12 protein-coding genes and 1 pseudogene are annotated in these 12297 nt (G+C 33.0%); all 13 read right to left on the reverse strand.

The window, feature by feature from the left end; all coding sequences use genetic code 11:
- Positions 1-28 precede the first annotated feature (28 nt).
- Positions 29-730 carry a hypothetical protein gene (locus tag MKY09_RS11445; protein WP_342566681.1) on the reverse strand — a complete coding sequence of 234 codons (702 nt, stop codon included), beginning with the start codon at positions 728-730 and terminating at the stop codon, positions 29-31.
- Positions 723-1253 (reverse strand): sigma-70 family RNA polymerase sigma factor, encoded by a 531-nt coding sequence (locus MKY09_RS11450; protein ID WP_342566682.1) that lies wholly within the window; start codon positions 1251-1253, stop codon positions 723-725. The genes MKY09_RS11445 and MKY09_RS11450 overlap by 8 nt, the downstream gene beginning before the upstream one ends.
- A gap of 147 nt (positions 1254-1400) precedes the next feature.
- Complete coding sequence (ltrA, locus tag MKY09_RS11455; protein WP_342568238.1) at positions 1401-2663, reverse strand: group II intron reverse transcriptase/maturase; 1263 nt, start codon at positions 2661-2663, stop codon at positions 1401-1403.
- 594 nt (positions 2664-3257) lie between these two features.
- Complete coding sequence (locus tag MKY09_RS11460; protein ID WP_342566683.1) at positions 3258-3833, reverse strand: N-acetylmuramoyl-L-alanine amidase; 576 nt, start codon at positions 3831-3833, stop codon at positions 3258-3260.
- 184 nt (positions 3834-4017) lie between these two features.
- Positions 4018-4242 carry a hypothetical protein gene (locus MKY09_RS11465; RefSeq protein ID WP_342566684.1) on the reverse strand — a complete coding sequence of 75 codons (225 nt, stop codon included), beginning with the start codon at positions 4240-4242 and terminating at the stop codon, positions 4018-4020.
- Positions 4243-4262: 20 nt separating this feature from the next.
- Positions 4263-4412 carry a YvrJ family protein gene (locus MKY09_RS11470; RefSeq protein ID WP_342566685.1) on the reverse strand — a complete coding sequence of 50 codons (150 nt, stop codon included), beginning with the start codon at positions 4410-4412 and terminating at the stop codon, positions 4263-4265.
- 843 nt (positions 4413-5255) lie between these two features.
- Positions 5256-5390: pseudogene (locus tag MKY09_RS11475) on the reverse strand (recombinase family protein); the annotation flags it as partial.
- A gap of 84 nt (positions 5391-5474) precedes the next feature.
- Positions 5475-5939, reverse strand: a complete 465-nt coding sequence (locus MKY09_RS11480) for a hypothetical protein (protein ID WP_342566686.1) — start codon at positions 5937-5939, stop codon at positions 5475-5477.
- 11 nt (positions 5940-5950) lie between these two features.
- Positions 5951-6736: a hypothetical protein gene (locus MKY09_RS11485; RefSeq protein WP_342566687.1), complete on the reverse strand. Its 786-nt coding sequence runs from the start codon at positions 6734-6736 to the stop codon at positions 5951-5953.
- A 921-nt stretch (positions 6737-7657) separates the two neighbouring features.
- On the reverse strand, positions 7658-10270 hold the full coding sequence (gene lanKC / locus MKY09_RS11490; RefSeq protein WP_342566688.1) for a class III lanthionine synthetase LanKC: 2613 nt from the start codon (positions 10268-10270) through the stop codon (positions 7658-7660).
- Positions 10271-10434: 164 nt separating this feature from the next.
- Positions 10435-10539 carry a class III lanthipeptide gene (locus MKY09_RS11495; protein WP_342566689.1) on the reverse strand — a complete coding sequence of 35 codons (105 nt, stop codon included), beginning with the start codon at positions 10537-10539 and terminating at the stop codon, positions 10435-10437.
- A 36-nt stretch (positions 10540-10575) separates the two neighbouring features.
- Entirely contained in the window at positions 10576-10680 is a 105-nt protein-coding gene (locus MKY09_RS11500) for a class III lanthipeptide (protein WP_342566690.1), read from the reverse strand.
- 339 nt (positions 10681-11019) lie between these two features.
- On the reverse strand, positions 11020-12255 hold the full coding sequence (locus MKY09_RS11505; RefSeq protein WP_251557253.1) for an IS110 family transposase: 1236 nt from the start codon (positions 12253-12255) through the stop codon (positions 11020-11022).
- Positions 12256-12297 lie beyond the last annotated feature (42 nt).

A 12297-nucleotide genomic window follows, 5' to 3' on the forward strand; every position in this document is an offset into this window, starting at 1 on the left:
CTTCTCTATTCGATATTTTTTTCTCATTCTATACATCTGAATTTATATTGGCTATTAGCCATTCTCCATCTTGATAGACAAGTTCTATTATCAAAAAGTATGGATAAGTAGTAGATCGATTAAAAGTAATATCATAAAATAACCTAAACCTTTGTCTGTCTCCATCAATAAATTCGTATCCATATAGTTCAGAACTAGTTACATCTTCTTTATAATCAAACGTAAATTCAAATTCATAAATTCCATATTCTATCGCAAAATTATCTTTTAATTTGACTTCTGATGCCAGAAGTGATTGTGCTGTTGCTCTGTCTTTCGTGGAAAGCGCGAGCAAGAACTTTTCTACCACTTCATTCGTCAAACTTTTAGCTTCCTCTATTTCTTCTTCAGTTGGTTCCTTCAACTTGTCTTCTTCCGTTGTATCTACATATAATTCGTTTTGTTCTTCGTTGTCTATGAATGACTTATCACCCTCTAAACTTGAGTTTGACTCCCCGTTAGTGTTGCCAGTAGGTTCAACGTCCTTTTGCAAAACAGTGAACAACAGAAAGAACACAGAAGCCACTAAAACAAAAGACATTATATAACTCAACAATCCTTTACCAAATATTTTATACCTCTCGTCCTTATGTTTCTCGGTTGCTTTCATCTTAATCCGGTTCTCTAATTGGCGATTAAAACGAGGTTCTTTTCCTATGAAATAATCGATTTCTTTTTTTATTTCATTCATTCGCCCAATCCTCCCCGTCTACTACAGACAATTTTGTTTTCAATAACTTTCTAGCTCTTGATAGTCTTGTCTTTACCGTTCCTTCAGAACAATTTAAAATGAGAGCAATGGTTACTATTTTAAATTCTTGATAGTAGAAGAGTAAAATCACTTCACGATATTTAGTTGGCAGTTTTAATATCTCTTCTAGTAACGTACTATTACGATTGTTAGATAGTATTTCTTTTTCAGGGTTATAACTGTCTGTGAATAAACCCCTTATCTGCTCAGTAAAATTCTTCTTCTTATTTTTCCAACTCCTTAAATAGTTATAGCAACAGTTTATTGTGATTCTATATAGATAAGTTTTAAGAGTGGATTTTCCCTGGAATTGATCTTGATTTAAGTAATACTTTATAAAAACATCTTGCATGATATCTTCGGCTGCTCCCCAATCCTTTACCATCAAATAAGCTAAACGAATTAACGGCTCCCCGTGTTCTTTCATGATTTGTTCAAATTGTCGGTCATCTATCCCCTTCATTTTAACCTCCCTTTCCACTTGACTCACCTAACTACAACGTACCCTTTAGACGCAAAGAAAAGGAAAAAGGTTAATCGAGTAGGAGGGAGCGATTAGCCCCCGACCTCTCACACCACCGTACGTACGGTTCCGTATACGGCGGTTCAATTAAGATGAATAACGCAAAGTTTCGTAACGAACTTGCAGACTTTTCAGCCCTTGGCTTTCCCAAAAGGACTTGCCGAGGGTTCTGTGTAATATGGGGCTTTTAGAAATGCGCCAGTACCCTTTTCGAGTATTTCCCCACTCGTATGCTTTCCCATAAGGAACTTTTAATCGAGTAAGATTTCTAACTCTTGTTCGAGGTTTCTTCCAATCCTTCCACAGGCACATACGTAATCTTCGTTTAATCCAGCTATCCAGTGTTTTAAATGTGGTAGGTGTATCTGCTAAGGCGAAATATCCACACCATCCCACTAGATATTGGTTCAACTTTTCGATTCTATATTCCATGGAGTATGGCATCTTTCTAGAGGTAATTTCTCGTATTTTCTTCTTCATTCGTTGTAGGCTCGTTTTTGCAATACGAACCTTCGATTCTTTATGAGCAGTAAAGCTAAACGCCAAGAATTTTCGATTCCAAGGGCGGTCCACTGCCGATTTCTTTTCGTTAACTTTCAGTCGAAGTTTTCCTTCAATAAATCGTTGTACACTCGCCATTGTTCGTACCCCTGCCCGTTCACTCTTCACATAGATATTGCAATCATCTGCGTACCGTACGAATTTATGTCCACGTTTCTCTAACTCTTTATCAAGTTCGTCTAATACGATGTTTGATAAGAGTGGACTTAGAGGTCCACCTTGCGGGGTTCCTTCTTCTGTACTGGAAACTACGCCATTTATCATGACACCGGATTGGAGATATTTACGAATGAGTTTTAGTAAAGGTTTATCTGAAATTCGTTTCGCTAACGTTGCCATTAGTCGGTCATGATTGACCTTATCAAAGAATTTCTCTAAATCCATATCCACAACCCATCGATAACCCTCTTTTATATAACCCTTTGCTTTTCGAATGGCATCATGGGCACTCCGATTTGGTCGGAATCCATAACTGTAATCCGAAAATGTTTTATCATATTCCTCAGATAGTATCTGCGATATAGCTTGTTGAATCAAACGATCTGTCACGGTTGGAATACCTAATAGACGCACACCACCGTCTGGTTTCGGGATTTCGATTCGACGTACTGGCTGTGGTTCATAGGTTCCATTTAAAATCTGCGATTTAATGGTTTTCCAATTTTCGAGGATGTGCTGTCGTAAGGTTTGTACGGGCATCATGTCTACTCCATGGCTTCCTTTATTCGCTTCCACTCGCTTTAACGCTTGCATCATGTTTTTCCGTTCAAGTATCTGATTCAACATCACCATTTCGTTCCTTTCCGTGAATAGCTTATCTTCTTTTGCCCAACTGGACTACACCCTCCGCAAATACCCTCGTGGGATTCACCACTACTTTCTAAGCGTGAGGCACTAGTTTTCTGTGTTCAAACATCCAAGTTGGAAAGCCAAGGGCTATTCTCTCTTAATTGTTCGGTCCTTCCGAGTGGTTCTAGACCCATTCGTACTATTACCTCTGCTGACTTCTGACAGTTCAGCTGCTTGTCACCAAGCAGGTTATGAAGGGTACTTCACGTCTCTGTCAGACCTCCCCGGGTAAGCGCATGCACTTTCACACCATCTATCCGCCTCATTTACTTGGTATGACCTTCGACAGAAAGAGCTTTGTTTTGTTTGGCAAACTCACTCAATCATACCTAGCCTTCTATGAGGTTCGTGTTCCTCGGACCGGTGCTTTGCCTCCAGCTTCCTTCAGATTCCGTATCACTACGGACACCCTTGCTCTTGGCTAACCTCTACTTCTGTCTTCGCGGTTCGGGACTTACACCCTATAGTTCATGCGCATGCCGGGCGCACCAAAAAAAAAAAGTTAAGGAGGATAAATCCTCCCTAACTTAAATATTAGTTTTTTGGTGGAATTGAATTAGAAAAGTTAAACATACCTCTAGCTATGGCCTTTGCAGCTTGTTCTCGAACTGAGCTCTGCTTTAATTTATCATAATCCGTCTTGATAAATAAAACTTCTGGTAAGATAGCCCAACCATTTATTAATTTAGGATCTATCACTTTAATATTATCGTTCTCTCGCTGAGAAGGAGCCTTTTTAACGCCACGATTCCCTACTCCAAGAGTAGTAGCCATAGCGTTATTTACATAAGTTGCTAAAGAATTTGTTAAAGAGCTAGAATTGTCGTGAACCCAAGTTTCAACGCCTGTTCCATTACCAGCGTTTACGTGAACACTACAAAAAATATCAGCACCAAATTTGTTTGATTCTGCAATACGGGTATCCAAAGAAGGATAAACATCCGTAGTTCTACTCATTTTAGTAGTAGCTCCTAAGCTTTTTAATTCAGTTTCTAACTTTTTAGCAATTTCAAGAGTGAGTGTTTTTTCCTTCAAATCTTCATACGATGTACCTGGATCAGTACCCCCGTGTCCAGCATCAATAAAAACTTTATAACCCTGTAATCCCATTTTGATTCCCTCTTTCTTTATTATATTTGACTTACATTTACTAAAGGGGAATACCGATACAACATAACAGTCTTCTCTTAAAAATTTTCATATAAGTTTTTTGGTTATTTCTACTTCTTACTAAAACACTCTTTAATTGATAATAGAGAAAAGCCTCCTTAAAAGCTTTTCTCTAGTGATATTGTTATTTATCCTTTTCTAATGTACTTTGTTGTTTAATTACTTGTTCATTTATAAATTCAAAAAAACCCGGGACCTCTTGAATACTATTGCTACGAATTTTCTTTATTAATAGCTCTATCAAGTCTTGTTCTAAATCGTCCCTATTCTGACTAGTAGTTTGTAAAAGCACTTTTTTAATTTTAGGCTCCAGCAACTTAATGATTTCTAAAATTTCTTTTTCGCTCATATTTACCTCGCTTTTATGTTTTATTTTTTTCTAAATACATCAGCTAAGGATCTTATCGCCCCTTCTAATTCTTCAAGTTTTTTCTCTAATCTGTGCAATAAATATACCGTTACAGCTATAGGGAACCCAAAATTCCCTATTAATTGTAGAAGCGCATCACCTTCAAACATTTTCTTTCACTCCTTCCCGTAATTTTATAAGCGCATTTTTTCTACTCTTGAAAATTGACTGTTGCTTAACGCCTAGGGAAGAGGCTATTTCTGTATCTGTCATTTGATGAAAATAGAATAATGTAAGAATCCTTTTTTGATTAACAGTTAAGCGGTTAAAACTATTAAATAAAACAAAATCTGAAATATGTTCCTGGAAGTCTATTGCTTTAGGGATAAATTCATAGGGTGTATTCGGCCCACTCTCTACATTTAGTTCTATCTCTATTGTTTGTTCTATTGCAATAAAAAATTTGAGACTAGTTTATTTTCGTAAATATTCATGTTTATCCTCCCTTCAACTTGTAACAAGAACAAAAGACTTTTTTAACTCAAAAAAGAGCGTATGTTCTTATTTTTAGCAAAAAAAATAAGAGCGTATGTTCTATTTTCTCTTAAAAAAATAAGAACACTATGTTCTCAATTACTTATTACTTATAAAAGGGGATTTATTGGAATATATCACAGCCTTATTTATAAAAAAATAGAAGAAGAATTTTTAATCTCATTTTTCTAATTATAACATAAAATTTGGTAAATTAAAACAAAATCAAGACACACCACCAATAAATGATACAAAAAAAATGGCGCTACTATGTCTTTGTATGTTACTTCATTTGACATCTAGTAGAGGAGATTCATGGTTGAGGAAATGCTTTATTTGATTTCAGACTTACTTTCACACTATTGGTATTATTAAAAAAAGATATTAATAAAACCCCTTAAACGTTAATTTAAGGGGTTTTTCCAAATATAATATAATTAACTTTTTGTTATATTATATTTTTCATTTTCAATTTCTTAGCACTCCGGTCTATCCGCTTTAGTTCCTGTTATCTTCTCGCTAAAGATAACGTCGCATCCTTGAGCCTCTAACCTCGCTAACTGATCCGATAAATCTTGTCCTACGGATGATACCCGTGCATATCCATGTCGCATACTATTCCGCCTCTCACTTATGACTATGAGTTAGGACTACATTTATAAGGCTATCTTATCACCTTGGCATATATAATCAATCTGTTAAAAATCAGACATTTTATAAAGTGCTTTAATAATTTGCATTAGATTTTTTGATTTCAAAATATGACCCAAATAATCAATAAATTCTTGTTCGCTATTTGCAACCAAACAATAATCTACTATTGGCGAGTATGTTAATTTATCACTTACATCTGGATTTTTACTTAAATCTTCACCAATTTCATTAGGAAGAGAAATTTCTAATGGGTACTGCAATAAATCATGTTTAATAGTTAGTACTTTAAATTCATAGTGATTTAGATATTCGCTTCTTATAACTAACTTATAAAAAAAATTTTTATCATGTGTATCTAAAATTTCATCTTTATACGAATTATCAATTAATACTTCAGCATACAAAGTATTTTTTGTCATCTTTGCAATAAATAATGCTTGCTCATCTAAAATCGATTTTGCTACTTTAAAATCATCTACATCATTTAAATTTCCCCATAAATTTTCCATACTAAGTCCTCCTAATTGATACTAAATTTAATTGGTAAATGGTCGCTAATTAATATTTTTTCATCTGTTGCTAAGATATCGGTATTAGTTTCTCTAATTATTTTTAAATTATCCAAGTTATCTATTAAATTTGGTCTTACAATAACTTGGTCAAATATATTCCAGTATAGTCCACTTGAATCTGGATTAGAATGATAATAAGTACCAAGCGAATTATCTTCCCCTATAAACTTCCACATTGGATTATAAAACGTTTCATATTCTTCATAATCAATTGTGCGTTTACCCTTTTTAGCTTCAATTTTCGTTGGAAACGCGTGCATACCTCCCGATATTGTTAAACCCTGTTCAAAAGGGTTCATATTGAAATCTCCACATAATATTGTATTTTTTGAATTTACCCTTTTCTCAATTTCTGTTACAGTACTAGAAAACTTAACAGACTTCATAAGAAAATCTGGGTCATTTCTATGTAATTTACTAAAGAAATGCACTGCAAACAAAGTTATGTAACCTATATTATTATGGGGTATCATTAATACTAAATAGTGATGACCATCTTCAACCCTTTTAATTTTACTTTCAGGAAAAGTAGTAAAAATCTTCAATCTATCTCTTTTAGGCAAATTAGTGTAATTATGCATAAGCTTATTATTATGCTTAAATTCTTTTAATAATCCTGATATATCTTCTTCATATTCTGCCAAGATAAGTACATCAATGTCATTTTCGATTACTAAATCTACAATTACTTTATCTAATTTTTTCTTATTAACATTCCAAAATAAAAAATTCATATGTCACCACCCATTACAAAATTCCCTTATAAATTATTATAATAGATAACTACACTTAAGAAAATGAAGTATTTACAATGAAATAGGGGATGAAAGAATTACTATTGCTATTTTTAATCTCCTTTTACCCAAATATAGTAATAAGATTGTGTTGTATTATACCTTTAATCGATACTTTAAATCCTTCGTTTAAAATACATAAAAAAGAGTGCCTATGGCACCCTCTTATTCTTAATCTCTGATACTATAACTGCCTCTATTTAGTTTGATTATAGATATTAAAAATTTGTGAATTCTTCTCTTACCTTTTCAAAGTTAAATAGGAATCCAACCAGGAAGTAGGAACAGAGAAAAACCAGTATTAGCAATCTGGTATTATACGACAAACTTGAGTGACTAAGATATTAATCCAATTACTGTATGGATTGCTATATTTTCTGCCATGCAAGGTAACAAACCTCTACCAAGGTTTAATGGGTGATGAGAGTGGAATGATTTTACCTGTGTTTGTTATACCACTAACTGACTTATCAGGTGTTTGCAACCCTTTCAATCTATTTCTTACTTTGTTCCTACTAATACCAGGACAAGAGGTTGCCGTGCCACTGAACTAATTATGGCCGAGTACATCCTTAAGATTTAAATTTAAGTTTTGTATAGCCAATAAACATCGTTCTTTTTCCTATGCTTCATTAAAGCTTATATTATTAACTACACATATATGAAAGATTTCAGTCTTCTGATTATCCAATCCATTAGTCGGTAAATTAGGATCATAACAAAGTTGAACAGGACCATCTCGCAAAGTAATCTCATGATGGCCTCCCTTTGTCCATCCTAGCCCCTTCCAACAGTTATTCCAAAAAGCAAAATAATTACCACTTTTTAGCTTCTAGCTATGATAATATTAAACACATTAAATCACAATATTTCATCAATTAAAAAATTGAAATTTAGTTCTTTATTTTGAAGTCTATTTAAAAATAATCCAATTCCACTTGATCCAGAACCAAAATCACTATTAAAAAATGTTAAATAATCACCTGGATAAGTAACCCCATTTACTTGGACCATGGCAAAAATTTTTAATGAATCAGCTATTTGTTCTGCCTTCCTACCATATTCAGAATTTCCAAGAAAATATTCTGCATCTAACATTAAATTGCCTAAACCTGAAAGACCATTAAATAGTCCTGGGAATAAAGTGTACATGCGATTTGAATCATTTATAATTTTGCTTAATACTTCATTATAATGTTCATCATTAGTAACATATTTATAACGAATTAGCGCTGTTGCTACGCCTGCCGAACCCATAAACCAATATGGTGAAAATGCAGAAGAACCAATATGTTTGGATGGAAATGATATAAAATTGTCTTTATTAATTGCAGTACTTAAATCAAAGTTTATCGCATTTTTTGCAATTTTAAGATATTTAACCTCATTAGTTATTTTATATAAATACAGGAAGAACAATCCAATTCCACTAGCGCCTTTAGCGTATCCAATGTAAATTTTATTGTCTGGTGCAGTCCAAGAAATTGTCCCATTATCATGGTAATTTGCTATTCTAGTTAAATGGTCTGCACAATTAATTGCTTCTTCTATGTATTTATTGTCTTTTGTCTTTGTCCAAAAAAATAAATTAGTTAAACCGATTCCTGCAGTTCCTGTATAAATATCTGGACATTTAAACTTTAACTTATGATTATTTGTTAGTCCCATGATTTCAAATGATAATTCATGTTCATCCAAAGTATACATAGACCAAGCTATTCCTGCCAGTCCTAAATAAAGACTTGGAGGATAAGTTTCCTTTGAAATATTATGATTTTTAATCCATTCAATGTATTTTTTTGGTACAGACCCATTAATTTTCTTTAGAGCATAGAGTACACCAGATGCCCCATTCTCAACATTTAAAGGGTTAACTATTTTTGGATCAGTAAAGAATAAATGTTTTTGACTTGGATCAGCAGCATTAACAATATATGTTGTTATCATACTTACTAATTCTTTATTCGAAGCAGATATACTATTTGAAATACTATAATCTGTAATAAAAGCTTCTTTACTTAATATATTAAGTATAGCGTCTAAATTTAGTCTCTTAGATGAATCAGAATTAGTTAAACTTTTTATTATATGAATAAATTTATCAGGCAAATTAATTTCATTTTTTAATTTAAATAAAAATGAATCAATAAAGCCTGGATTTTTATCTAAATAAGAATTATAAGTAGATAATGTTGAAAAAAATAACGCTCCTAAACCATATAATTCTATTTCAAACGTATATTGCTGAGATTCCTTAAACTTAGGATCAATATATCCCTGTGAATATAAAATAGGTTCTTGTTTTTTAGAATCTTTTATTAGAGAACCATCCATATCAATAAAAGAAACATTCAATTCTTTATCTATAAAGATATTATCAATATGAAAATCACATAAAAAAATATTATTTTTATGAATTTCCGAAAGCCCCTTTGTTATATTTGCCCAAATTATCTCTAACTCTTCAAAATAACTCAATAAATTTTCTTTCGCTGTATCAGGATTAACAAAAGGTGAATTCTCCACTAAATATTGTCTTAATGGTTGTCCTTCAGAGAAATCTATTACAGAAAAGTAATGTTCCCATTCATAAAATTCATCTATGAGATTAGGAGTATAATTAACATTACATAATATATTAAATATCTGATTTTCTTTTTTTCGATAAAAAACTGCATCAGTATTGTCATGATTATTAGTTAAAGTATATGGTCTTGCTTCTTTAATAATTACTTTTTTAGCCTGTAGATTATCATAGGCAAGATATACACCACCAGAATTATTATACTTGATTACTTCCAAAATATTATATCTTCCTTCTTTTAAACCTTCATTTTCAGTACTTACCTCTTCATCTTCAAAAGGTTCAGGTACCCAGTCAAATTTTTTATAATACGGTTCTCTAGAATCTTCAATTAGATTACCTGATGGATCAATTAATACCTCAGAAAATGTACCATTATGATTTAAAATTTTGTTAGATAAGATTCCACCATATCTGTAATACAAAACTTTACAGTCCAGAAATCTTTTATCACTTAGAATGTATGGACCCTTAAAATGCTTTAATTCATTATACAATTCATTAATGATTTTATTGAAATCGTTTAAATTACTTGGATAGATAGTTATAAATTTACCGGAAGATTGTCTTGGAGATTGTTTTGACGATGAAAAAACTAATATATTTTTATCTAACATGAATTTAAATGACACATTGTTTTTTTTACATATACGACAACTAATAGATAATATATCTTGAGCATTACTTGGAAGAGCGGAAATATGAATTTTCCATCCTTGTTTAGGTAATTTTTGATTATTATTAGAGAAGTGGAAATAAATATTATCTTTTAAAAAAAACCAATTATCAGACTTAAAGTCATCTGCAATTAAATTGTAAAAATCATTCTCATTATAATTATCTAAGGTTGTATAAAATTCATTATTTAATAGTAAGTTTAAATGATTCATAATTATCCTTCCTTTAAATCAAATTTTTAGTTTCATTAACTATTACATTTATCATCTTGAAAGGTGCACCACATAAAATATTCAATACTATACGAACTATTAAGGTATTATATAAAATAAATTAGACTCTTATTATATCTAGATATAGTAAGAGTCTAATTTTATTAGGAAGGTAATTCACTTTTACAAACAATGCTTAACAAGCTAGCCCATAACGGTTCTACAGGAGTAGAAGTTTCAATTTTTTGTAAATTTAATACGTTCTTCATGAATCTCACCACCATTCCTCCATTTTTCATCAAAAATTAAGTAGGCCTCCTATCTGTACAAACAATGCTTAATAAACTAGCCCATAGTGGTTCTACAGGAGTAGTGTTTTCTATTTTTTGTAAATTTAATACGTTATTCATGATTCTCACCTCCTATCTTAATTGAATATTACAAAATTTCTGTTCATTTGTAAACACAAATTATAAAAAAAGTTATTTTTTGTTATTTTATCCAATTTAATGATTGATTTTATAATTATTTCTAATTAAGATGGTTTAAAGTCCATACTAAATTTGTCATAAAAATAAGCCCAGTGGTAATATGTCAAGCGAAAAAAAGAAATGAATTGGAAATTACTTAAGTGATACTTTCCAAATGAACACTTTTTGCGCATACCAAATAAACCTCTCATTTTTCTGCTTTTAAAAAAGAAAAAAATGGAAGTTATTTAACGGGTGAAAGGTTGTGAGTTGGTTAACTCAGTCTCTCCTTTCTGGTGGTATGTACAGCTGATTCGTGCGTAGTAGCGAATGCACGAGGCGTACTAGTTTTCTAGCGGTTAAGACGAGAGCGCGTTTATGTTGGTGCTTGGTTACTTCTTGGTATTTCTTTTGATAAAAGGCTTTATATTCAGTGTCATATTTACGTACCGCATCTGCTGCTTGTACAAGATAATACCGTAGGTATTTATTGCCGGTTCGCATCCGGCTAGTATTTTCGGCTTCAAATTCGCCAGATTGATACTGTGTCCAAACGAGTCCAGCATATTTCGCTAATGCGTGGTGGTCATCAAAACGCTTGATATCTCCAATTTCGGCGAGCAAGCCGGCTGCGTACACGGGTCCAATGCCTTTTACGGAAGTTAATGTTTGGGTGAAACCTTTCATCATACGCTCGATTTCCTTATCCAAACGTTTGACTTGGGATTCCATATGGCGAATCGTACTTAAAATCACGGATAGTGAGATGTTAACGGGATCAGCCATGGCCTTGTCTAATCGAAAGGAATTACGTGCAAGCTTTTGAAGATATTTAGCGATTTCTTCTGGCTCGGCAAAACGTTTTTTGCCTTTCTCCTGTAAGAACTCAACCAGTTCTTCTAAAGGCATCTCGGCAATGGTTTCCGGATCTAGCTCTTCAATGACAGCGAGACTGGTCGTACCGAATGTATTCGAGAACGGGTTATCTTGGCGTAGGCCACTAAACTTTAAAAACAGTTGGTTCATCATGTAGGTTTTATTACGTGCAACTTCATGCATTAGATGGAATCGGGTACGTGTTAAACGACGAAGTGCTTCATATTGTAAGGTTTCTTGCATTTCATGTGGCAGACGTCCAAAGCGTAAATGATCCGCAATTACCCAGGCGTCAATTCGATCGTTTTTCGGTAACGTATCGTACCCCTTTTTAAAGCGAGATACTTTACGTGCATTTAACATATAAACCGCTGTTTGAAACGTTGGTTCATAATTGTGCAATTGATTCTTTAAATAATGAGCAACGTGCCAGCTATACTGGTCTGTCGCTTCTAATCCAATTTTAATATGTTCGCACTGATTTTTTTCCGCTGTTCCTAAAAGCTTTTGAATTAAGGTGTTCGCACCTTCTGTATCATTGGAAACAGAAAAATCAGCGAGCGTATGTCCCTCTCCATGCATGAAATGGACATGATGGGAGCGCAAACTCACGTCGATACCGACTAGCATTTGTGACATGCCAATCACCTCCTAAGGTGGGATTAATCAAGATTGTCTCAG

It is taken from the genome of Psychrobacillus sp. FSL K6-4046 (genome assembly GCF_038624605.1).
GTDB lineage: Bacteria > Bacillota > Bacilli > Bacillales_A > Planococcaceae > Psychrobacillus.

Excerpts from the sequence above, each read along its gene's own strand:
- MKY09_RS11450 (WP_342566682.1), bottom strand. The coding sequence starts at position 1,253 with ATGAAGGGGATAGATGACCGACAATTTGAACAAATCATGAAAGAACAC.
- MKY09_RS11445 (WP_342566681.1), bottom strand. The coding sequence starts at position 730 with ATGAATGAAATAAAAAAAGAAATCGATTATTTCATAGGAAAAGAACCT.
- MKY09_RS11500 (WP_342566690.1), bottom strand. The coding sequence starts at position 10,680 with ATGAATAACGTATTAAATTTACAAAAAATAGAAAACACTACTCCTGTA.
- MKY09_RS11460 (WP_342566683.1), bottom strand. The coding sequence starts at position 3,833 with ATGGGATTACAGGGTTATAAAGTTTTTATTGATGCTGGACACGGGGGT.
- lanKC (WP_342566688.1), bottom strand. The coding sequence starts at position 10,270 with ATGAATCATTTAAACTTACTATTAAATAATGAATTTTATACAACCTTA.
- MKY09_RS11470 (WP_342566685.1), bottom strand. The coding sequence starts at position 4,412 with ATGTTTGAAGGTGATGCGCTTCTACAATTAATAGGGAATTTTGGGTTC.
- MKY09_RS11505 (WP_251557253.1), bottom strand. The coding sequence starts at position 12,255 with ATGTCACAAATGCTAGTCGGTATCGACGTGAGTTTGCGCTCCCATCAT.
- MKY09_RS11465 (WP_342566684.1), bottom strand. The coding sequence starts at position 4,242 with ATGAGCGAAAAAGAAATTTTAGAAATCATTAAGTTGCTGGAGCCTAAA.
- MKY09_RS11495 (WP_342566689.1), bottom strand. The coding sequence starts at position 10,539 with ATGAAGAACGTATTAAATTTACAAAAAATTGAAACTTCTACTCCTGTA.
- MKY09_RS11485 (WP_342566687.1), bottom strand. The coding sequence starts at position 6,736 with ATGAATTTTTTATTTTGGAATGTTAATAAGAAAAAATTAGATAAAGTA.
- MKY09_RS11480 (WP_342566686.1), bottom strand. The coding sequence starts at position 5,939 with ATGGAAAATTTATGGGGAAATTTAAATGATGTAGATGATTTTAAAGTA.